The sequence below is a fragment of the Rhodovulum sp. PH10 genome (genome assembly GCF_000293785.1).
Taxonomy (GTDB): domain Bacteria; phylum Pseudomonadota; class Alphaproteobacteria; order Rhizobiales; family Xanthobacteraceae; genus Rhodoplanes.
Window position 1 is genome coordinate 24,646 of the sequence record NZ_AKZI01000094.1, and the last position, 20,179, is coordinate 44,824.

General features: G+C 68.2%; 22 protein-coding genes. 7 read left to right on the forward strand and 15 right to left on the reverse strand.

What is annotated here, in order from left to right:
• Positions 1–169 precede the first annotated feature (169 nt).
• Positions 170–523: a hypothetical protein gene (locus A33M_RS15840; protein ID WP_008389033.1), complete on the reverse strand. Its 354-nt coding sequence runs from the start codon at positions 521–523 to the stop codon at positions 170–172.
• Between the two features lie 238 nt (positions 524–761).
• Here A33M_RS15840 and lptM point away from each other — a divergent pair, with 238 nt between their 5' ends.
• Together lptM and lysA are read left to right on the forward strand one after the other, a co-directional pair.
• Complete coding sequence (lptM, locus tag A33M_RS15845; protein WP_052027084.1) at positions 762–1,001, forward strand: LPS translocon maturation chaperone LptM; 240 nt, start codon at positions 762–764, stop codon at positions 999–1,001.
• Positions 1,002–1,049: 48 nt separating this feature from the next.
• The gene (lysA, locus tag A33M_RS15850) at positions 1,050–2,315 is read left to right on the forward strand and encodes a diaminopimelate decarboxylase (protein ID WP_008389036.1); all 1,266 of its coding nucleotides are present in this window, start codon (positions 1,050–1,052) and stop codon (positions 2,313–2,315) included.
• 6 nt (positions 2,316–2,321) lie between these two features.
• On the opposite strand, the gene A33M_RS15855 is transcribed toward lysA, so the two are convergent.
• Positions 2,322–2,624 carry a HigA family addiction module antitoxin gene (locus A33M_RS15855; protein WP_008389037.1) on the reverse strand — a complete coding sequence of 101 codons (303 nt, stop codon included), beginning with the start codon at positions 2,622–2,624 and terminating at the stop codon, positions 2,322–2,324.
• 18 nt (positions 2,625–2,642) lie between these two features.
• A complete protein-coding gene (locus tag A33M_RS15860; RefSeq protein WP_272943330.1) occupies positions 2,643–2,948 on the reverse strand; it encodes a type II toxin-antitoxin system RelE/ParE family toxin in 306 nt (101 codons plus the stop codon).
• A 189-nt stretch (positions 2,949–3,137) separates the two neighbouring features.
• On the opposite strand from A33M_RS15860, the gene A33M_RS15865 reads away from it, so the two are divergent.
• Positions 3,138–5,690, forward strand: coding sequence for a TIGR02302 family protein (locus A33M_RS15865; RefSeq protein ID WP_008389041.1), 2,553 nt, complete (start codon positions 3,138–3,140; stop codon positions 5,688–5,690).
• 370 nt (positions 5,691–6,060) lie between these two features.
• Here the strand turns inward: A33M_RS15865 and A33M_RS15870 are convergent, their stop codons facing one another.
• The 10 genes from A33M_RS15870 to soxY form a co-directional block, all read right to left on the reverse strand.
• Positions 6,061–6,699 (reverse strand): YeeE/YedE thiosulfate transporter family protein, encoded by a 639-nt coding sequence (locus tag A33M_RS15870; protein WP_008389045.1) that lies wholly within the window; start codon positions 6,697–6,699, stop codon positions 6,061–6,063.
• A gap of 18 nt (positions 6,700–6,717) precedes the next feature.
• Positions 6,718–7,284, reverse strand: coding sequence for a YeeE/YedE thiosulfate transporter family protein (locus A33M_RS15875; protein WP_272943331.1), 567 nt, complete (start codon positions 7,282–7,284; stop codon positions 6,718–6,720).
• Positions 7,285–7,428: 144 nt separating this feature from the next.
• Positions 7,429–8,712: an NAD(P)/FAD-dependent oxidoreductase gene (locus A33M_RS15880; RefSeq protein ID WP_008389049.1), complete on the reverse strand. Its 1,284-nt coding sequence runs from the start codon at positions 8,710–8,712 to the stop codon at positions 7,429–7,431.
• Positions 8,713–8,866: 154 nt separating this feature from the next.
• Complete coding sequence (locus A33M_RS15885; RefSeq protein ID WP_008389051.1) at positions 8,867–10,132, reverse strand: NAD(P)/FAD-dependent oxidoreductase; 1,266 nt, start codon at positions 10,130–10,132, stop codon at positions 8,867–8,869.
• A gap of 94 nt (positions 10,133–10,226) precedes the next feature.
• Complete coding sequence (locus A33M_RS15890; protein WP_202801913.1) at positions 10,227–10,643, reverse strand: c-type cytochrome; 417 nt, start codon at positions 10,641–10,643, stop codon at positions 10,227–10,229.
• Positions 10,640–11,383 (reverse strand): c-type cytochrome, encoded by a 744-nt coding sequence (locus tag A33M_RS15895; RefSeq protein WP_008389053.1) that lies wholly within the window; start codon positions 11,381–11,383, stop codon positions 10,640–10,642. Before A33M_RS15895 ends, A33M_RS15890 begins: the two co-directional genes overlap by 4 nt.
• On the reverse strand, positions 11,367–12,683 hold the full coding sequence (gene soxC, locus A33M_RS15900) for a sulfite dehydrogenase (RefSeq protein WP_008389054.1): 1,317 nt from the start codon (positions 12,681–12,683) through the stop codon (positions 11,367–11,369). Before soxC ends, A33M_RS15895 begins: the two co-directional genes overlap by 17 nt.
• 47 nt (positions 12,684–12,730) lie before the next feature.
• A complete protein-coding gene (gene soxB / locus A33M_RS15905) occupies positions 12,731–14,443 on the reverse strand; it encodes a thiosulfohydrolase SoxB (RefSeq protein WP_008389056.1) in 1,713 nt (570 codons plus the stop codon).
• 91 nt (positions 14,444–14,534) lie between these two features.
• A complete protein-coding gene (gene soxZ, locus A33M_RS15910) occupies positions 14,535–14,867 on the reverse strand; it encodes a thiosulfate oxidation carrier complex protein SoxZ (RefSeq protein ID WP_008389058.1) in 333 nt (110 codons plus the stop codon).
• 54 nt (positions 14,868–14,921) lie between these two features.
• Positions 14,922–15,371 (reverse strand): thiosulfate oxidation carrier protein SoxY, encoded by a 450-nt coding sequence (gene soxY / locus A33M_RS15915; RefSeq protein WP_202801915.1) that lies wholly within the window; start codon positions 15,369–15,371, stop codon positions 14,922–14,924.
• A gap of 421 nt (positions 15,372–15,792) precedes the next feature.
• On the opposite strand from soxY, the gene soxA reads away from it, so the two are divergent.
• Both soxA and soxX read left to right on the forward strand, forming a co-directional pair.
• Positions 15,793–16,653: a sulfur oxidation c-type cytochrome SoxA gene (soxA, locus tag A33M_RS15920; protein ID WP_008389063.1), complete on the forward strand. Its 861-nt coding sequence runs from the start codon at positions 15,793–15,795 to the stop codon at positions 16,651–16,653.
• A gap of 8 nt (positions 16,654–16,661) precedes the next feature.
• Positions 16,662–17,312, forward strand: coding sequence for a sulfur oxidation c-type cytochrome SoxX (gene soxX, locus A33M_RS15925; RefSeq protein ID WP_008389065.1), 651 nt, complete (start codon positions 16,662–16,664; stop codon positions 17,310–17,312).
• A 64-nt stretch (positions 17,313–17,376) separates the two neighbouring features.
• Here soxX and A33M_RS15930 read toward each other — a convergent pair whose 3' ends face one another.
• Positions 17,377–17,964: a thioredoxin family protein gene (locus A33M_RS15930; protein WP_008389067.1), complete on the reverse strand. Its 588-nt coding sequence runs from the start codon at positions 17,962–17,964 to the stop codon at positions 17,377–17,379.
• 12 nt (positions 17,965–17,976) lie between these two features.
• Here A33M_RS15930 and A33M_RS15935 point away from each other — a divergent pair, with 12 nt between their 5' ends.
• Positions 17,977–18,708: a hypothetical protein gene (locus tag A33M_RS15935; RefSeq protein WP_008389069.1), complete on the forward strand. Its 732-nt coding sequence runs from the start codon at positions 17,977–17,979 to the stop codon at positions 18,706–18,708.
• Here the strand turns inward: A33M_RS15935 and A33M_RS15940 are convergent, their stop codons facing one another.
• Entirely contained in the window at positions 18,709–19,446 is a 738-nt protein-coding gene (locus tag A33M_RS15940; protein ID WP_008389071.1) for a cytochrome c biogenesis CcdA family protein, read from the reverse strand.
• A gap of 101 nt (positions 19,447–19,547) precedes the next feature.
• Between A33M_RS15940 and A33M_RS15945 the strand changes: the two genes are divergently transcribed.
• Positions 19,548–20,009 (forward strand): thioredoxin family protein, encoded by a 462-nt coding sequence (locus A33M_RS15945; protein ID WP_237718394.1) that lies wholly within the window; start codon positions 19,548–19,550, stop codon positions 20,007–20,009.
• Positions 20,010–20,179 lie beyond the last annotated feature (170 nt).

Consider the following 20,179-nt stretch of genomic DNA (forward strand, 5'->3'; position numbering starts at 1 on the left):
CCTGCGCGAAACAGTCTACGCGAAAAGGCCGGCGGCGCGATCGCGGGGGGAATCGCCGGCCGCCGGCCTTCGGTCCGTCGGAGCGCGCCACGACGTCAGTTGCCGAGCACGCCCTGCGGACCCGGCGCAGCGATGTCGTGGTCGCTGCGCCCGTCGTTCCAAAAAAACGTCACTCGCCGCCGATGGTGCCCTTCGGGCCCATGTTCTGCCGCTCGCTCGGCGGGGTGCCACCGCTCGGGCTCGCCCCGAGATTGCTCGGCGGAACGCTGGTGTTCGCCGCCGGACCGCTGCCGGCGTGCGGGGCCGGGGCCATCGTCGCGCCGCTTCCGGTGGTCGCGCCCGGGGCGGTCGCATCGTACGGACGGCCGCTGGTGCCGATATTGCCCTTCGGCGCGATGTTCTGCTGAATCTCGGCGCCTTGCGGCGTGTTCGGATTGCCGGTCTGGGCCATCGCCGGAACCGCGAGCGCGGTCAGGCCGAGCGAGAGAATTCCGGCGGAAAGAAGCTTGGTCGTCGACGTCATATCGCCTCCTCGAATTCTGCGTCCAACGGGAGGTCAACAGCCCGATCCGCATGGTGTTCCGGCGGTTTCGCCGATTGCGAGACGGCGGTAGCGGGATGCGAGGCACGCACGAGGCGGCGCGTCGCCGCCCGCCGCCCACCGCCCGCCGCCCCACTGCGGTCCCTTGGGCACGACGCCACGCACGGACGTGCAAACCGGCGCCGTTCTGCTAAAGTGGCTCGGCGGGGGATGTGAATCGATGCGTCGGAATATCGGGATCGTGCTTCGGACCGTGGTGATCGCGCTGGTCGGTGCCGTCGTGCTCGCCGGCTGCGGACGCAAGAGCGCGCTCGATCCGCCACCCGCAGCCCAAGCCGCTCCGCCGCCTCCGGCACAGCCCGGGCTGGTGCCGGGCCTCGCGACGAGCGCCCCGCCCCCCGCCCCGGCGGCCCCGCCGCCGCGCGAGCGAAAATTCATCCTCGATCCGCTGCTCGACTAGCGGTGCGGCCGTATCCCACGGTCGCCGCGCCCGAGCCCGAGACACCCCATGCACCATTTCTCCTACCGTGACGGCGTGATGCACGCCGAGGCGGTGAATCTCGCAAATCTCGCCGAGACGGTCGGCACCCCCTTCTACTGCTACTCGACGGCAACCCTGACCCGCCACTATCGCGTGTTCACGGACGCGTTCGCCGACGTGCCGGCGCTGATCTGCTACGCCATGAAGGCGAACTCCAATCAGGCGGTGATCCGCACGCTGGCAAAGCTCGGCGCCGGCGCCGACGTCGTCTCGGGGGGCGAGCTGCAGCGGGCGCTCGCCGCCGGCATCCCGCCCGAGCGGATCATGTTTTCCGGGGTCGGCAAGACCGCGGCGGAGCTTTCGCTCGCGATCGACACCGGCATTCTGTGCGTGAACGTGGAGTCCGAGCCCGAGCTCGAGCTTTTGTCGAGCATCGCCGCGGCGAAGGGCCGCGAGGCGCCGATCTCGCTGCGGGTGAACCCCGACGTCGATGCCGGAACCCACGCGAAGATCGCCACCGGCAAGGCGGAGAACAAGTTCGGCATCCCGCTCGCCAAGGCGCGCGGGGTCTATGCCCGTGCCGCGGCGCTGCCGGGCGTAAAGGTCACCGGCGTCGACATGCACATCGGCAGCCAGATCACCGCGCTGGCGCCGTTCTCGGCGGCCTTCGCCCTGCTAGCCGACTTCGTCCGCACGCTGCGCGAGGACGGCCACACGATCGATCACATCGATTTCGGCGGCGGGCTCGGCATCCCCTATCACGACGGCAACGAGCCCCCGCCCCACCCCGACGCCTATGCCGGCGTCGTCAAGGCGGCGGCAAAGACGCTCGGCTGCCGGCTGATGTTCGAGCCGGGCCGGCTTCTGGTCGGCAATGCCGGAATTCTGGTGACGCGCGTGCTCTACGTGAAGCGCGGCGAAGCCAAGACGTTCGTGATCGTCGACGCGGCGATGAACGATCTCGTCCGCCCCACCCTCTACGAGGCGTTTCACGCCCTCCAGCCGGTGGTGGAGCCGCCGCTCGACGGGCCGCGGCTCACGGCGGACGTGGTCGGCCCGGTGTGCGAATCGGGCGATTTTCTCGCGCTCGACCGCGAGATGCCGGAGCCCAAGGCTGGCGACCTGTTGGCGGTGATGTCGGCCGGCGCCTATGGCGCGGTGCAGGCCGGCACCTACAACACCCGCCCGCTGGTCCCCGAGGTCTTGGTCGACGGCGACCGCTTCGCCGTGGTGCGGCCCCGCCCCACCGTCGCCGACATCATCGCCCTCGACCGCATGCCGGAGTGGCTCTGACGCGGCTCACGAGCCGGCATTCGCCCGCTCGGCGAGCGTCGGAAGCTTGTCGACCGCCTCGCCGACCGCGGCGCGGGCGACCCGCAGCTCGTAGAGCGTCTGCAGGCCGAGCCAGAATTCCGGGCTGGTGCCGAACCAGTGGCCGAGCCGGAGCGCGGTGTCGGCGGTGATGCCGCGCTGGCCGTTGACGATCGCGGTGATCCGGTTGACCGGAACGTCGATCTGCCGCGCCAGCTCGGCGGCCGACAAGCCGAGGTCGCGAAGCTCGTCGGCGAGATGCTCGCCGGGATGGATGGGGGTGCGGGCCATGTCGCCTCCTGGTCGCCTCTAATGGTAGTCGACGATCTCGACATCGACGGGTCCGGGCGAGCCGGCCGGCCACCCGAAGCAGATCCGCCACTGGTCGTTGATGCGGATGCTGTACTGGCCGGCGCGATCGCCCTTCAGAGCTTCGAGGCGATTGCCGGGAAGTGCGGCGAGATCCTGCAGGCTGGCGGCGGCCTCCAGCCGGTCGAGCCGCTTCTCGGCCTGCCGGGCAAAGCCGGAGAACTCGCGGACGTGCTCGCCGTTCGCGAAACGCTCGGTCCGTCGATCGCGATAGCCGACGATCATCGCCACCGAGGCTATCAGCAATTACGCTTTACGTACAGCGTAACGAAAGCCCGCCCTCTCCTTCGCCGTCGGCCACCCGCCCCCCGCTGACATTGGCGTGATCGGACGCAATTCGGCCGCGGGGCCGTGCCAGCCTCGAAGACTCGCGTGTTATAGGCCTGGAGTGGACATTCCGGAGACCTTTGCGGAGACCTCGTTGCGGAGACCTCGTTGACCGAACAGCCCGCTACCGACAGGCCGACCGCCGCCGCTCCGGACCGGACGGCGGCCGCCCTCGCGCCGGCGCTCGCCCGTGCCCGCTGGGTCGTCTTCTGGGAGCGGCTGTGGCCCGCCCTCGCGCTGATCGCCACCCTGCTCGGCGCCTTCCTCGCCGCCTCCTGGCTCGGCCTGTGGCTGTCGCTGCCGCCGCTCGGCCGCATCGTCGGCTCGGTCGTCTTCGGCCTCCTGCTGCTCGCCGCACTGCTGCCGCTCGCCCGCCTGCGCTTTCCGTCGAAGGCCGCCGGCCTCGCCCGGCTCGACCGGTCGAGCGGCCTCGCCCACCGCCCGGCGACCGCGCTCGCCGACACCATCGCCTCGCCGTCCGACGACCCGTGGTCGCTCGCGCTCTGGCAGGCGCATGTCGAGCGCTCGCTCGCCGCCGTCCGCCGGCTGAAGGCCGGCATCCCCTCGCCCGGCCTCGCGCTGCGCGACCCGGCCGCCGTGCGCATCCTGGTTCTGCTTCTGGTCGCGGTGTCGTTCGTCACCGCCGGGGGTGATCGCCTGCGGCGGATCGGCGCGGCGTTCGACTGGCAGGGCGTGGTGGCGCCCGCGAATTTCCGGCTCGACGCCTGGGTGTCGCCGCCGCTCTACACCGGCCGGCCGCCGATCATCCTGCCGGGGGTGCAGCCGGGCGAGACGACGAGAAGCGACGTCGCCACCGTCACCGTGCCGGCCGGCAGCGTGCTGGTCGTGCGCGGCAGCGGCGAGGCGACCTTCGAGGTGGACACCAAAGGCGGGCTGGTGCCGGCCGAGGACGATCCGGCGGCGAAGGCGCCGGCCGGCACGGCGGAGCGGCGCTTCACCGTGCAGACGCGCGGCACCGCGACGCTGAAGGGCCTCGTCGGCCACGAGCTGGTATGGGCGTTCGACGCGATCCCCGACAAGCCGCCGAGCATCGCGCTCGCCAAGGATCCGGCGCCGCAGGGGCGCGGCAGCCTGACGCTCTCCTACGCGCTCGAGGACGACTACGGGGTGATCGAGGCGCGCGCGCATTTTGCGGCGAAGCCCGACGCGGCCGGCACGAGCACCGGCCCTGGCACCGGCGCCGCCAATCCTGCCGCCACCCCGCGGCCGCTGTTCGATCCACCGGACTTCGCGCTCGGCCTGCCGCAGCTGCGCACCCGCAACGGGGTCGGCCAGACCACCAAGGACCTCACGGAAAATCCGTGGGCCGGCGCCGACGTGACGATGACGCTCACCGCCCGCGACGAGGCCGGCAATGTCGGCCACAGCGAGCCGCGCGACTTTCGCCTGCCGGAGCGGCTGTTCGTCAAGCCGCTCGCCCGCGCGCTGATCGAGCAGCGCCGCACCCTCGCGCTCGACGCCCAAAGCCGCGACACGGTGGCGATCGCGCTCGACGCGCTGGCGATCGAGCCGGAGCGCTTCATCCCCGATCTCGGCACCTTCATCGGCCTGCGCGCCGTCACCTGGCAGCTTCTCCGTGCAAATTCCGATCAGGACCTGCGCGAGGTGGTCGGCGAGTTGTGGGCGCTGGCGACCCAGATCGAGGACGGCAACGTTTCCGACGCCGAGGCCCGCCTGCGCGCCGCCCAGGACGCGCTGCGCCAGGCGCTGGAGCGCGGCGCCAGCGACGAGGAAATCCAGAAGCTGATGCAGGAGCTGCGCGCGGCGCTCGACCAATACATGCGCGCGCTCGCCGAGGAGCTGCGAAAAAACCCGCAGATGGCCCGCCCGCTCGCCCCCAATGCGCGCGAGCTGCGCTCGCAGGACTTGCGCAGCATGCTCGACCGGATGGAGGAGCTCGCCCGCTCCGGCGCCCGCGACGCCGCCCGCGCGATGCTCGACCAGCTCCAGTCGATGCTGGAGAACCTGCAGATGGCCCGCCCCGGCCAGGGCGGCGACGACATGATGCAAACGCTCGACCAGCTCGGCGAGATGATCCACCGCCAGCAGCAGCTGCGCGACAAGACGTTTCGCCAGGGCCAGGACCAGCGCGGGCAGCGCGGCGAGCAGGGCGAAGGCCAGCCGAACCCGAACGAGTTCGGCGAGCTTCAGCAGGGCCAGCAGGCGCTCCGCGACCAGCTCGGCAAGCTGATGGAGGAGCTGAAGAAGCGCGGCCTCACGCCGAACGGCAAAGGCGAAGGCGACGCGCTCGGTCGGGCCGGCCGGGAGATGGGCGACGCCGCCGGCCGGCTCGGCCAGGGCAATGCCGACGGCGCGGTGGACAGCCAGGGCCGCGCGCTCGAGGCGCTTCGCAAGGGCGCGCAGGGGCTCGCCCAGCAGATGCAGGAGCAGGCCGGCCAAGGTCCAGGGCCGGGACGGCCCGGCCGGTTCGGCCCGCCGCGCGCCGAGCAGGACACCGACCCGCTCGGCCGCCCGTTGCGCGGCCGCAATTTCGGCGACGACACCACCGTCAAGGTGCCCGGCGAGATCGACGTGCAGCGCGCGCGCCGCATCCTCGAGGAGCTGCGCCGCCGGTTCGGCGAGGCCGGCCGGCCACAGCTCGAGCTCGACTACATCGAGCGGCTTCTGAAGGACTACTGATCAGGACTACTGATTGGAACGGCGACAGAGTTCGACCTCGTCCAGAGGAGCACTCCGCAGGAGTGCGTCTCGAAGGACGAGGGCACGGTGCGGGCCTCATCCTTCGAGACGGCCGCTTCGCGGCCCCTCAGGATGAGGTCATAGTCTCTCGCCGTTGGTATGAGACCCGGGCCTCATCCTTCGAGACGCTGGCGGAGCCTGCCTTCGGGCCGCGCGAACTTGGGAGCGGCCCTCGGGATGAGATCATGATCTCCCGCCGTCTTTCTGTATGATCGGAGGCGCGTTCTTCGATCGGCCGAAAAAGCGCGGCGGCTCCGGCACCGGAGCCGCCGTGCAGTCGGCGCCAACGTGGTTCCCCGGCTGTCGTGCCTCAGCCGTGCACGCGAAGCTGCGGCTTTCCCGGCACCGGCCGCGCTATTCCCTCAGCCGGCGGCGCGCCGAGATCACCGTCGGCATTCGCGCCGATCTCGCTCCGCCACGGCCGCCAGCGCTCCAGCCCGACCAGCACCACGGCGAGCACCACCGCCAGCCCCAGCGCCCCCTGCCAATAGGGAATGCCGGCGAGATCGGCGAAGGACAGCTTGCCGTCGCCCGCCGCGAACACGGTGCCCGACAGCCACGGCTGCAGATAGGAAAAGGCCACCGCGCCGGCGAGCCCGCCCAGAAGCGTGAAGATCGCATCGCGATAGCCGACGCCGATCTGCGCGAGCGTGGTGCCGGGGCAGGCGCCGGCGAGCGCGATGCCGACGCCGAGCAACAGTCCACCGACGATGTCGGCGGCATAGAGCGCCGGCTTGAGGTGGAGCGACACCAGGCCGAGCCCGTTCAACACCGCGAGCACCACCGCGCCGGTCGCGACCGCGGTGAGAAACACCTTCAGCATGATGAAGCTGCGCAGCTGCATCTGGCCGACGATGATGCCGGGCTCGAACACCCGCGACTTCTCGAGGAAGAAGCCGAAGGCGATGCCCATCAGAATTCCGACCGTGACGGCGAACGTGACCGACATGAGGAAGCCTCCCTCGGCTCAGATGCGGCGGAGCAGCAGCACCGCGGTGGCGATGCCGCCGACGAACATCGCGGCGACCGCGACGGTGGAGCCGACCGCGAGCTGGGCGACGCCCGACAGCCCGTGCCCGCTGGTGCAGCCATCGGCGAGCCGCGCGCCGAACAGCATGAGGAAGCCGGCGACGAAGGCGACCGCGTAGCGCGCCGGCTTCGACGGCGTGCCGAGCGCACGCGCCCAGATCGGCGACACGCCGCGCCGCAGCGAGCGCGACATCAGCGCCGACAGGAAGGCGCCGACCGCAACCCCGCCGACCAGCGCCACCTGCCACCAGTTCTTGCCGGTCATGGCGACGTGCTTCGCCACATAGTCGATCTCGAGGATCGAGGGATCGGCAAGGCCGAACAGCCCGCCGCCCACCGTGACGAAGGACGACGACGCGCCGAGCGCCGTCGCGATCAGCAGGAAGGCGGGGATTTGCAGAAGGCCGATCAGCACGCCGGCCACATAGGGCGACCACGCCTTGTCTGTCAGGGCGACCATCGGCGTCTCCTCGCTCGGTTCCGTCGTCCGGTTCCGTTGTTCGATCGCAGGTTCGGTGGTCCGCCGCGGCGGCTCACTGGCGCCGTCACCGGATCACCCGATCATACGCATTCGCATGTTTGAATACAATGGCGACGACTCGGCCGGCCGCGCCCCTCTCGCACACCAAGCGGCGCCGAAACCGCTTCGCTATCCGAACATGTCGGTGGTCATGCCGCGATACCAGCCGACCGCCTCGCGGGCCTGTTTTGCCCGCAGCTCGGGCGGCTCGTCACGCTGCGACGTGTAGGGATCGAGCATGGTGATCGTGCCGTCCTTCGGCACGTAGCGGGCGCCGTTCTTCACCGCGTCGTCGGGCGCGATCGTGCTCCAGCAATGATTGGTGAAGCGCACCGGCAGCAAACGCTCGCCGAGCAGCTCGTGGCGGATCACCATCGCGGCGTTCTTCGCCTCGTTGTTCGCGGCAAATCCCGATTTCGGAAAATCGCCGCCGATCGCCGCATCGCCGATCACGTGCACGTACGGGTCGATCAGCGATTTCATCGTGCCGGCATCGACCGGGCAAAAGCCGCTCGCATCGGTGAGGCCCGCCGCATGCCCGAGCTCGCCCGCCACCTGCGGCGGGATCACGTTGACCAGCGCGGCCTTTATCGTCTCGAGGTCGGTCGTCACCGTCATCGCCTTCGGGTCGACCGCTTTGATGCCGCCGTGGATCTCCGGCGGCTGCCACTCGACCATGCCGGTATAGTGCCGATCCCAGCCGTCCGAGAACAGCGGCTGCATGGCGAAATGATCCTTGGCGTCGAGGATCACGATGCGGGCGTTTTTCACGCCCCGCCGCTGCAGCGACAGCGCCATCATGCAGACCCGCTCGTAGGGCGCCGGTGGGCAGCGATAGGGATTGGGCGGCGCGAGCATCACGATGGTGCCGCCGTCCGGCACCGCGTCGAGCCGGCGTTTCAGAAGCGCCACCTGCGCGCCGCCGCGCCACGCGTGCGGCATCGTCTCGGCCGCAGCCTGCGAATATCCGGGCACGGCGTCCCAGACGAAATCGATGCCGGGCGACAGCACCAGGCGGTCGTAACCGACCGCAGTGCCGTCGGCGAGCCACACTCGCCGCGCCGCGCGGTCGACCTCCGACACCGTGGCGAAGATCGGGCGAACGCCGCGCCCGATCAGATTGTCGTAGCCGTACTCCAGCGCCGCGTGAGGCTTCAGCCCGCCGAGATAGAGGTTCGAGGTGAACGGCGTGACATAAATGCGGTTCGCCTCGATCATCACCACGTCGAGGTCGGCGCCGTGCCGCAGCAGATATTTTGCCGCGGTGGCGCCGCCCGCTCCGCCGCCGACCACGACGACGCGCGGCCGCGCCTGGGCGATCGCCGGCGCCGCGAGGCCGGCCGCGAGCGAGGCCGCAGCCGCTCCCGCGCCACGGAAGAACGCCCGTCGGTCGATCGCGGCCCGCTCGGTCACGGCTGCCCCCTTTTCCTCCGATGCATCGGGACGACGAGCCGCCCCCACACTCCGCTCGTTCCCGCGAAAGCGGGAATCCAGATGCCCGTCGCGCAGCCGCTGGGTCCCCGCTTTCGCGAGGACGAACGAACGTGGAGATGTCGCCCGCCCGCGCTCACGAGAAGACGTCGGCGACGATGCCCTGATACCAGCCCATGTTCTCGTCGGTGGTCTGGCGGCGCAGCTCCGGGCTTTCCTTCAGCTTGGAGACGAAGCCCTCGACCTCGGCGATCTTGCCGTCCTTCGCCTCGTAGCGGCCGCCCACCTTCACCGTGTCCTCCGGCGCGATGATCGACCAGCAGGTGTTGGCGTAGCGCGCCGGAAAGGTGCGCGAGCCGGTCAGCTCGCCGCGCACCATCATCGCCACCACTTTTGCCTGGCTGTTGGCGGCGAACGCCGATTTCGGCATCGCCCCGGCGATCGCCGCGTCGCCCAGCACATAGATGTTCGGATCCTTCTTGGACTTCATGTCGGCGGCCTCGATCGGACAAAAGCCGGTCTCGTCGACCAGCCCGGCGTCGCGCGCGATTCTGCCGGCCATTTGCGCGGGAATCACGTTGACGAGTTTTGCCTGGATGGTCTCGAAATCGGTCGTCACCGTCATCGCATCGGGATCGACCTCCTTGACGCCGCCGTGCATCTGCGGGTCCTGCCACTCGACCATACCCGGATAGTGCGTCTGCCAGCCTTCCTGAAACAGCGCCTGCTTGGAGAACTTCTCCTTCGGGTCGATCACGACGATGCGCGACTTCTTGTGGCCCTTGCCCTTCAGCACGTGCGCCATGCACGAGACGCGCTCGTACGGCCCCGGCGGGCAGCGATACGGGTTCGGCGGCGCGATCATCACGATGGTTGCGCCGTCCTCCAGCGCGTCGAGCTGCTTCTTCAGGAGCTGCGTCTGCGGTCCGGGCTTCCAGGCGTGCGGCATCGCCTCGGCGGCCGCCTCCGACCAGCCGGGCACCGAGTCGAAGTTCAGATCGATGCCGGGCGCGACCACCAGCCGGTCGTAATCGAGCCTCGTGCCGTCGGCGAGCGCGACCTGCTTTTTCTCACGATCGATCGCCTTCGCCATCTGATGCACCTGCTTCACGCCGTATCGTTCCAGCGCGTAGTCGTGCCCGATCGAATCCCACGTCCGGTAGTCGCCGAGATAGAGGTTCGAGTGAAAGCAGGTGACGAATGTCTTCAACGGCTCGACCAGCGTGACGTCGATCGCACCCTTGGAATCCTTCGCCACGTACTTGGCGACCGTCGCGCCGGCCGGCCCGCCGCCGATCACCACCAGCCGCGGCTTGCCTTGCGCGCGCGAAATCGCCGGTATCGCAAGGGTTCCGGCGACCAGCGCCCCCACCGAAAACGTCCGTCGCGTCACCGCAATCATGATGTCCTCCCTCGTATTATTCGCCGTCTCGTGATCGTTCCTGCCACGTGATTTGTTTCGACCCTCACCGCGGGTGCAATTATCTGGTCTCGTCTCAATCGATCCGCGGGCGCAGGCTGCCGAAATAGGCGGCCAGCGCCGCGATCTCCTCATCGGTGAATTTCACCGCGATCGAGCGCATCACCGGGTTCTCCCGCTTCTTGGCGCGATACTCGCCGAGAATCTCTACGAACGTCTCCTCCGGCCAGCCGACGATCGGCGGAATGCCGTCGTAACGGCCACTCAGCTGGTGGCACGTCACGCATTCCGACGAGAGGTACTCGCCGAGCTCGCGGTCGCCGGCCGGCAACGCAGCGGGCGTCGCGCCGATGCCGGAGGTGGCGACCTCCTGTGCGCGCGCCGTCGCCGCCGGCATCGTCGTCACCAGCCCCACCGCCACCGTCGTGGCCACCACGGCCGACACGATGCCGACCACGGCGACCACGACGGCGATGGCGCGGCGCGGCGTCATTCGACCGTGGGTCCCGTCCCGTCTTCCGGCGTGACGTCGATCGCTCGCGCCCGGCCGGTCACCTTCGGCGCGCCGGCGGCGCAATTCGTCATGCACGGATCGGCCTTCCAGAACGATTTTTCCGACACCTCGCGATCGTCGTCGATGAAGTTGTCCTCATTGGCGAGCTTCACCTTGGGAAACGACTCGTTCGACAGCACCGCGTCCTGATCGAGCAGCACGTCGTTGAGATAAAGAAGATAGGCGACGATCGAATACACGTCGTCGTTCGACAGCGACTGCGCGTTGCCGAACGGCATCGCGCGCCGCACATAATCGAACACGGTGGAGGCATAGGGCCAGTAGGAGCCGATCGTCTTCACCGGGTCGTGGCTCGCGAGCGTACCGGCGCCGCCCGCCAGCACCGGCCAGCGCCCGGTGCTCTCGCCGAACTCGCCGTGGCAGGCCGAGCATTGCGCGATGAACAGCTCCTCGCCCTTGCGCGCCGTGCCCCTGCCGACCGGCAGCCCCTGCCCGTCCGGCCGCACGTCGATGTCCCAGCCGGCAATCTCCTCGGGCTTCGCCTCGCGCCCGAACCCGTAATGCACGCGCCCCGCCTCCGCCGCCGGCAGCGGCGCAGTCGCGACCTTGGTCGGCGTCGCAGCCGACGCGCCGGGCTTTGTCGACTCTGCATATGCGGTACCCGCAGCCGCCCCTGCGAGCAGCAGGAGCGCGCCGGCGGCCTCACGAAATCTCGACATTCTCCACCTCGCCCGCCGGCGACACGCGCCACGTCTGGATGCCGTTGTTGTGATAGACGGAGTTCAGCCCGCGCACCTTGCGCAGCTCGTCCTTTGTCGGCTGCACGTAGCCGGTCTCGTCCATCGCGCGCGATTGCAGAAAAAGCTCGCGCCCGTCCCAGTCGAACTCGGCATAGAAGCGCACCATCGACTTCTCGAGCACCGGCCCGTCGATTTTCGCGGTGCGCCAGTTGCGGCCGCCGTCGAGCGAGACGTCCACCCGCTTCACCTTGCCACGGCCCGACCAAGCGATACCGGAGATCACGGTAAAGCCCTTCTTGTGCGTCAGCGGCGCCTGCGGGCTCGGATTGGTGATCACCGACTTGGCGTCCATCACGTAGGTGAAGCGGCGCGCCTTGCCGTTCTCGAGCAGGTCGGTGTATTTCGACGTCTCCTCGCGGTGATGCCACGGCGCGTCGCCGACCTCGATGCGGCGCAGCCACTTGATCCACATGTTGGCTTCCCAGCCGGGCACCACGATGCGCACCGGGTAGCCGTTCTCGGGCCGCAGCATCTCGCCGTTCATGCGATAAGCGATCAGGCAGTCGTCGAGTGCTTTTGCCAGCGGCAACGAGCGGGTCATCGCCGCGGCGTCGGCGCCTTCCAACAGCAGCCATTTGGCATTGGGCTTCAGGCCGGCTTCCGCGAGCAGGATCTTCAGCGGGATGCCGGTGTACATCACGTTGTGGATCATGCCGTGGGTGAACTGGCAGGCGTTCATCTGCGCGCCGCGCCACTCCATGCCCGAGTTCGCCGCGCACTCCGCGAAATGGATGCGGTTGACGCGCGGGAAGCGCTTCAGATCCTCGAGCGTGAACATCAACGGCTTGTCGACCAGCCCGTGCAGCATCAGCCGGTAGTCGTGCGGATCGAGCTCGGCGATGCCGGAATGGTGGCGCTCGAAGCACAGGCCGTTCGGCGTGATGATGCCGTCGAGCTCGTGCAGCGGCGTGAACGAGACCGAGCTTTCGCGCGAGGCGGTGAGCCACTCGACGTCCCGACGGATCACGTCCGCCTCGTGCTTCGAAGGATGCCCGTACGGCCGCACCGCGACGCCGTCGCCCAACACCTTCGACCATTCGGGCACGTGCGGCGGCAGATTTGCAGGATTGCCCGCCTCCTCCGCGAGCGCGCGCGCGACCAGCCCGCCGCCGACTGTCGCTCCGCCCGCCGCCATGCCGACGCCCGCAGCGGCGAGCGCAGTCCCGCGCCCGAACAGCGCGCGTCGCGAAAGCCCCTTCGCCGTTCTGTCCGTCCGCATTCACGCTCTCCGCTCGGCCGTCGTGTCGTGCACCGGCCTGTGTGTGATCAGGCGCCGACGATCTTCACGTTGGCGGCCCCACGCGGCGCCACCGTCTTCGTCTGCGCGAGATGATCGAACACCACGTCCCAGATCGGCGGGCCTTCGGTGCCCTCGTTCACGCTCGCCCAGCCGGCGACCACGTACTCCTTGTCGGCCTCGAGCGACCTCCCGGTGCGGACGAGCGTGACGTCGGCGATGCGCGCGCCGATCGGCTTGCCGATGTCGATCGTGTAGGAGAGCCCGCCGAGCCGCACCATGTCGCCGCCCTGCTGGAGATACGGATCGGGATTGAAGATGTTGTCGGCGACGTCCTCGAGCACGTCCTTCAGCCGCGCGCCGGTCATCGTCGTGCGGTAGGCGGCCGGATAGGTCATCGCGGTCGCGTTGTAGACGTCCTCCCGGGTGATATCTTGGCCCGCGAGCAGCGTCGGCCCCCAGCGGAACCCCGGCGACAGCGCGATCTCGGCGTCACGTTGCGCGAGCAACGCGTCGCAGATCACGTCGTCGAGCGTGCCGTTGAAGTTGCCGCGGCGATAGAGCGTCGTCTCGGTGCGCCCGACCACCTCCGACAGCATTTTTTCGTGCGGCGCGCGGTGCGCGGCGATCGCCTTCGCCATTTGCGGGTGCGGCGTGATCACGTCCGAAATAATCGGGATCAGCTTGTAGCGATAGTCTTTCACCTCGCCGTCGCGCACGTCGAGGTCGAGCCGCGACGCGAACTTTCCGTGACTGCCGGACGCGATCAGCAAGGTCTTGCCGACCTTCACCGGCACGGGAAGCGCATCGTGGGTGTGGCCGGTGAGAATCACGTCGATGCCGGTCACGCGCGAGGCGAGTTTTCGGTCGACGTCGAAGCCGTTGTGAGAGAGAAGAACCACCAGGTCGGCGCCATCCGCCCGCACCTCCTCGACTTTTTGTTGCAGCTCCTTCTCGCGGATACCGAACGACCATTCGGGGATCATCCAACGGGGATTGGCGATCGGCGTGTAGGGCAGCGCCTGGCCGATCACCGCGATCTTGACGCCGCCGCGCTCGAACGTCGCCGCGCCCTGAAACACCTCGTCCTGAAACGCGCTCTCGCGCACGTTCTGGCAGAGGAACGGATAGTTCAGCTTCTCGACGATCTCGCGCACCCGCTCCTCGCCGAGCGTGAACTCCCAATGCGCGGTCATGGCGTCCGGCTTCAGCAGCGCCATGCAGTCGATCATGTCCTGGCCCTTGGTGGCGAGCGACGTCCAGGAGTTCTGGAAGGTGTCGCCGCCATCGAGCAGCAGCATATTTTTGTCGCGCTCGGCGCGGATCGCCTCGACCACCGTCGCCACGCTATCGAGCCCGCCGACCCGGCCATACGCCTTCGCCAACGCATCGAAGTCCTGGTCGGTCAGCGCGTACGCCATTGCGCTGTTCGGCGGAATGCCGAACGCTTCGAGATACTCGCGACCGGCGACGTGCGGCGGCACGCCCTTCGCCTCGCCGACGCCGAGATTGACGGTCGGCTCGCGGAAATACACCGGCACGAGCTGGGCGTGAATGTCGGTGACGTGCACCAGCGTGACATTACCGAGCGGCGTGAACCGTGTCAGCTCGTCCTGCGTCGGCCGCTGCTGTGCGAGCGCGCGTGCAAAACCCCCACTGCCGAGGCCGGCGCCGAGCGTGCCGGCGCCGAACAGCGCCGCCGTCGCCGCACCGAGCTGCAAGAGATCGCGTCGTGTCGTCATGGCACACGTCCTCCCGCACCGGGAGCGCCCCCCGGCGTCGAGCCGATTCCCTCGTCGAAAACGCCGTGCCGCGATGCGGCCGGCCGCGCCGTCAGCTCACCGAAATCTTCTCTTCGCCGACGATCTTGCTGCCGTCGTCGTCGTGCCAGGTGAGCACCACCGGGCCGGATTCGCTCGCCCGGAACTTGAACTGGAGATAGGGATTGGCCGAGATCGCCGGCTCGAGATCGACCGCGAACACCAGCTTGTCGTTCACCTCGCAGGTGAACCTGTTGATGATCTTTCGCGGAATGACCTTGCCGTCCTTGTCCTTGCGCTGGCCCGATTCCATGATGTGGGCCACCAGCGCCTTCACCTCGACGATCTCGCCCGTCTTCGCCTCTTTCTTGTCGAGCCGAATGCGCGGCCGCGGCGTGGGTGCCATGGTCGTTCTCTCCCTTGTCGTTGCTGGCGTGTCGCCTGTCGCGTCGCGTTCGGGTCAGCCGCCGCAGCCGCCGATCGTCACCTTCACCTGCTTGGTGTCCATGAACACCGCGCCGTCGTTCGTCTTGGCGATGGCGATCACGTTCTGCGTGCCGGCGAGGCGGATCCGGGTCGACGCCTCTGCGACGCCCGACGCCGGCGAGAAATGGAAGGTCGCGACGCCGCCGCGCGGATTGCCCTCGGCGACGATCAGCACATCGGTGACGTGATCGGCCTCGGTCATCGGGCTGTCGACGCTGAAAGCGAGCGGGACGGTGTTGCCGTTCTCGGCGATCTCCGGCAAATCGAGCGTGATCTTTCCGGTCGCCGGCTCCTTGCCACCGGTGAACGCTTTTATCAGCTCGGCGGAATCGTTCTTGGCGAAAGCCGGGCTCGCGCTGCCGATGGCGAACGCCACTGCGGCGACGCCGCCGAGAACGAGCGCATCGCGCCGGCTCACTGTCACTGTCATCGACGAGATCTCCTCCTGCTTCGCGGGTCGCCCGATGGCGGGGGCGGCAGACCCGCTTCATGGCGCGCGGCCGCACCGACGCAGCCACGGTCGTGATCGTCATGTGGTCGTGACGAAGCAATCTCGTTCCGGCGCCATCGGGCGCCCGAGCCGTCCTCCCTGCATACATTCATTGTTTTGCAGATCAGTACCTGCTCGCCGCACGCCTTGCAAGACCCGAAATGCAATCGCTGCAGTGCATTCTTTGCTGCATCGCACCGAAAATCCGCAACGTTTTGCTCTTTCCGGCCCATTCGGAAGAAAACGCTTTTCATTCGGTTTCGAGAATATACTCTGAATACGAGGTGGGTCTCGCGCTCGAGATCAGACCGGCGGCAAGCCGGCGTCACCGCATGGAAACGTGCTCGGAGGAACCATGGCACTGAAACCGACATGGCTCGTGGCGCTCGCTTTCGTCCTCGCGACGACCGGCGGCGCGCTTGCACAATCCCCCGCAACGACACCCGGCACCCAGGCGGCGGCCGATTCGGACGCCGACAAGATGCTGGAAAAGTATCGTGAGATGATCTCCGATCCGATGTCGAACCCCGGTTATCTCGCGGTCGATACCGGCGAGCTTCTGTGGGCGACCGCGCGCGGACCGAACAACGTGTCGCTCGAGACGTGCGATCTCGGCAAGGGGCCGGGCGTGGTGGACGGCGCCTATGCCGAGATGCCGCGCTGGTTCGCCGATGCGGGTCGCGTGATGGACGCCGAATCGCGCATCCTCTGGTGCATGGAGAACATCCAGGGCTTGGACACGACGGCGTTGCGCAAGAAGCCGTTCGCGTCGTCGGGCGGCAATCCGGCGACCGAGATCGAGGCGCTGGTCGCTTTTGTCGCCAACAAGTCGAGCGGCATGACCTACGAGGCGAAGATGGAGCATCCGGAGGAGCAGCGGATGGTGAAGCTCGGCGAAGCCTTGTTCTATCGCCGCTCGAGCATCAACGATTTCTCCTGCCAGACCTGCCACGGTCAGGCCGGTCAGCGCATCAGGCTTCAGAATCTGCCGTTCTTCGACGACCCCAAGGCGGCGCAGGCGACCATGGGCACGTGGCCGACCTACCGCGTGTCGCAGGCGTCGCTGCGCACCATGCAGCACCGCATCTACGACTGTTATTGGCAGATGCGCATGCCCACCGTCGGCTACGCCTCGGACGTCACGATCGCGCTCGCGGCCTATCTGACGAAGAAGGCCGAGGGCGGCACCATCGAAGTCCCCTCCATCAAGCGGTGAGGCTTTCCATGATCGTTCGTCTGCTCGCGGCCGCCGCCGCAGTGTTGATCGTGTCGCCCGCGCTCGCCGTCGATGCGAAGACCGGCAGCGTCGCAAAACCCGCGGCGTCCGATGTCACCGTGACGCCGGAGGAGGTGGAGAAGGCGGTCGCCGCCGCCTGGAAGAATTTGCCGGAGGATCTCGCCGCCCGCGTCGAGCAGGACGAGACGATGAAAGTCTGCTCGCTCACCCGCAACCAGCCGAGCGAGGCGCAGGCCGCCGCGATCATGGCGCGCGAGCGGAAGACCATCGTCCATCCCGAAGGCGGCTCGTTCATGGGCGACTGGAAGATGGGCGAAAAGCTGTCGCTGTCGGGTTACGGCGGCCGGATGGGCGACGATCCGAAGCGGGCCAATGGCGGCAATTGCTACGCCTGCCATCAGCTCGCGCCATCCGAGATCAGCTACGGCACGCTCGGACCGAGCCTGCTCGGCTACGGCAAGCTGAAGGGCCACGACCTCCCGGCGCAGAAGGAGGTCTACGAGCGCATCTACAACGCGCAGAGCGTCTATGCGTGCTCCAACATGCCGCGCTTCGGGCACAACGGCTTTCTCACGATCGATCAGATCAAGGACGCCGTCGCGTTTTTGCTCGATCCGGAGTCACCCGTGAACAAGTGACGGCTCTCTTTTCCGGGGCGCGGGCTTTTACAGCCCGCCCCCTCACAACGAACGATGAAGTCGATCACGCGCCCTTGGCGCGGAGAAAATCGCGCAGCGACTGCTTTTCATACGCCTTGTCGGAGACGAACTGGAAGAGCGCGAGAAAATGCTTCGGCTCGAGATAGCCCTGCGCGCGAGCGACCTCGCGCTCACGCGGCTTTTTGGCGGGGAGCCCGTCGGCGCGCTCGGGGAAGAACTGGAAGGTGGGCGTGAAGCGCACCCCGTATTTTTCCGCCAGCGCCTTCTCCGACAGCTCCTCGCCGTCGAAATCGACCACGGTGCGGTCACCGGTCACATTGAGCTGAAGCACCTCGAAATGCGTCTTGATGTAGTCGGCGATCGCCGGGTCGCCGAGATTCTTCAGGTGGGTCTCACGGCAATAGGGGCAGCCGCGCAGCTCCCACATCACGGCGAGACGCTTGCCGTTGCTTTGCGCGAGCGCGAGATCGTCGGGAAGCTCGAGCAGGCTCTGGAGGAACCAGTCCTGATGCGGCAGCCCGTTCTCGTCGAGTGTAAGCTCCTCGGCGAGGGCCGACGTGACGGGTGACACGAGCAGCGACACGGCCGAGAGTTTTACGGCGGCAGACAACAGCGCGCGGCGCGACGGCATGGACGTCTCCTCATGATTCATGCGTTTCTCTCGATGTTTTACGGGACGCTACGGCGCGACGCGGCCGGAGGCAAGCGCACGGTGGTCGCGGGACTCGTGGTCGCGGCGGCGGTTCTGATCACGATGCCGGCATTTGCCGAGCCGACCTCGCGACCGGATGATGGCGAAATCCTCGCTGCCTCCGAAACCGTGCTCGCCGACCGCCGACTCGCGGCGGGTTACCTGCGCACCGGCAATCTCGATCTCGCGGCGCTGGCGCTGGAGCGGCTGAAAATCTCTCTCGCCGGCACACCCGAGGCGGCGCTGGCGCAACACGCACTCGCCGCAACCGACGCCGGCGACGTCGCGCGCGCCGCCGCCCGCGTGGAAGATCTCGCGGTGGCGCTGGCAAATGCGCGGCGGGCAGCCGGGCGGCGCGTGCTCGCCGACTGCGTGCGCGAGGCGAGCGCGGTGTTTCATCGGCTCGATACTCGTCGCACGACGGCACCGGATCTCTCTGCTCCGGCGGTTCGAGAGGACATCGCAGAAGCGGCGGCGGAGGCCAACACGGCGTTTGCTCGCTGCGATGCGGAAGCGCCCGCCGCGGTGAAGAAGGATCCGGATTTTCGCCGGCTGATCGACCGTGCCAAAAGCTCGCTCGGCGAGGTGCCGGACGCTGCCCTTGCCGGTGATGCCGGGCTGCTGCATCGTTATCTGATCGAGCTGCGCGCGCTCGAGCAGCTTCTGCTGTTTCGCTTCGGCTGATCAGCCAATTGTTCCGAGCGAGGGAAACGTCTCGAGCAGGAAGCCGCCGATATCGGCCATCGATCCGGTGAAGATCAGCACGCCGGTGACGATCAGCAAGACACCGATCACCCGCTCGATCGCCCCGAGATGGCGACGAAAACGCGACAGGAAACCGAGGAACGGCCGCACGAAGACGGCGGCGAGCAGAAACGGCACGCCGATCCCGGCGGCATAGCCGGCGAGCAGCGCCGCCCCCTGCCAGACCGAATCCTCGGCGCCGGCGATCAGCAGAATCGAGGCGAGCACCGGGCCGACGCACGGCGTCCAGCCGAAGGCGAAGGCGAGCCCCATCACATAAGCGCCGAAAAGCCCGGCCGACTGTCCGCCGAGCCCGAAGCGCGCCTCGCGATAGAGCATCGGAATTTTCAAAAGCCCGACGAAATGCAGGCCGAGAATCACGATGATCACGCCGGCGATGCGCGACAGGAGCGCCATGTGATCGATCACCAGCTGGCCGACCAGCGAGGCCGACGCGCCGAGCGCGACGAACACCGTGGCAAAGCCGGCGACGAAGAACGAAGCGCGCACGAAGGCGCGCAGCGTCGTGCCGCGTGCGACCTTCTCTCCGGTCAGCTCGTCGAGCGAGGCGCCGGCGAGCCATGTGAGATAAGGCGGCACCAGCGGCAGCACGCACGGCGACAGGAACGACAGGAGCCCGGCGAGCAACGCGGCCCCGAGCCCGACCTCGAGCGTCATGGTTTCCCCCGTGGCGCGAGCTTTTCGACGCCCGCGCTCTCCTGTGCTAGGCTCACCTTCGGGCGCGCCCGTGCGCCGAGCAAACACGAAAACATGCAGACATGGAAGATCGTGCATCCGTGGTGCCACGCCGCACCGACCGGCAGGCAGGGACTTTCGGGAACGATCGGCTCACCCGCCGCGACGCGCTCGGTATTACCGTGGCGTCTTTGGTCGGCGTGCTGCCGTGCGGTATCGCGCCGGCGCGAGCAAAGGCGCCGGGCGCGGTCGCGCTGGTTTACGTCTGGCAGGCGGGCTGCTCCTATTGCCGCGACTGGGAGGCAAAAATCGGCGCGATCTACGACAAGACCGACGAGGCGAAACGCGCGCCGCTGCGGCCGATCGAGCGGCGAACGCTCGAGGCGGCCGGGCTCGTGCTGAAGCGGCCGGTGCGTTACACGCCGACGTTCGTTCTGGTCGCAGACGACGCCGAGCTCGGCCGTATCGAGGGCTTTCCGGGCGAGGACTTGTTCTGGTGGCGGCTCGGCATGCTGCTGAACGAGCTGCCGGCGGAGAAGCCGTGAAGCGCGTGGGTCGTGCTTTCCGGATGATCAGTTCGGGACCGTGATCCTGGCGCCGCCCTTCACCTCTCCCCACTGGGGAGAGGTCGGACCGCGAAGCGGTCCGGGTGAGGGGGAATTCGAACAAATCACCAGGGCAAACGCCCCCCCCCCCCCCCCCCCCCCCGCGCGCC

What these genes read in the sequence shown, in the direction of transcription:
- A33M_RS15945 (WP_237718394.1), top strand. Translation starts at nt 19,548, where the DNA reads ATGGAAGATCGTGCATCCGTGGTGCCACGCCGCACCGACCGGCAGGCA.
- soxB (WP_008389056.1), bottom strand. Translation starts at nt 14,443, where the DNA reads ATGACGACACGACGCGATCTCTTGCAGCTCGGTGCGGCGACGGCGGCG.
- soxZ (WP_008389058.1), bottom strand. Translation starts at nt 14,867, where the DNA reads ATGGCACCCACGCCGCGGCCGCGCATTCGGCTCGACAAGAAAGAGGCG.
- soxA (WP_008389063.1), top strand. Translation starts at nt 15,793, where the DNA reads ATGGCACTGAAACCGACATGGCTCGTGGCGCTCGCTTTCGTCCTCGCG.
- lysA (WP_008389036.1), top strand. Translation starts at nt 1,050, where the DNA reads ATGCACCATTTCTCCTACCGTGACGGCGTGATGCACGCCGAGGCGGTG.
- A33M_RS15855 (WP_008389037.1), bottom strand. Translation starts at nt 2,624, where the DNA reads ATGGCCCGCACCCCCATCCATCCCGGCGAGCATCTCGCCGACGAGCTT.
- A33M_RS15840 (WP_008389033.1), bottom strand. Translation starts at nt 523, where the DNA reads ATGACGTCGACGACCAAGCTTCTTTCCGCCGGAATTCTCTCGCTCGGC.
- soxC (WP_008389054.1), bottom strand. Translation starts at nt 12,683, where the DNA reads ATGCGGACGGACAGAACGGCGAAGGGGCTTTCGCGACGCGCGCTGTTC.
- A33M_RS15895 (WP_008389053.1), bottom strand. Translation starts at nt 11,383, where the DNA reads ATGTCGAGATTTCGTGAGGCCGCCGGCGCGCTCCTGCTGCTCGCAGGG.
- A33M_RS15885 (WP_008389051.1), bottom strand. Translation starts at nt 10,132, where the DNA reads ATGATTGCGGTGACGCGACGGACGTTTTCGGTGGGGGCGCTGGTCGCC.
- A33M_RS15935 (WP_008389069.1), top strand. Translation starts at nt 17,977, where the DNA reads ATGATTCATGCGTTTCTCTCGATGTTTTACGGGACGCTACGGCGCGAC.
- A33M_RS15940 (WP_008389071.1), bottom strand. Translation starts at nt 19,446, where the DNA reads ATGACGCTCGAGGTCGGGCTCGGGGCCGCGTTGCTCGCCGGGCTCCTG.
- A33M_RS15890 (WP_202801913.1), bottom strand. Translation starts at nt 10,643, where the DNA reads ATGACGCCGCGCCGCGCCATCGCCGTCGTGGTCGCCGTGGTCGGCATC.
- soxX (WP_008389065.1), top strand. Translation starts at nt 16,662, where the DNA reads ATGATCGTTCGTCTGCTCGCGGCCGCCGCCGCAGTGTTGATCGTGTCG.
- A33M_RS15930 (WP_008389067.1), bottom strand. Translation starts at nt 17,964, where the DNA reads ATGCCGTCGCGCCGCGCGCTGTTGTCTGCCGCCGTAAAACTCTCGGCC.
- A33M_RS15870 (WP_008389045.1), bottom strand. Translation starts at nt 6,699, where the DNA reads ATGTCGGTCACGTTCGCCGTCACGGTCGGAATTCTGATGGGCATCGCC.
- lptM (WP_052027084.1), top strand. Translation starts at nt 762, where the DNA reads ATGCGTCGGAATATCGGGATCGTGCTTCGGACCGTGGTGATCGCGCTG.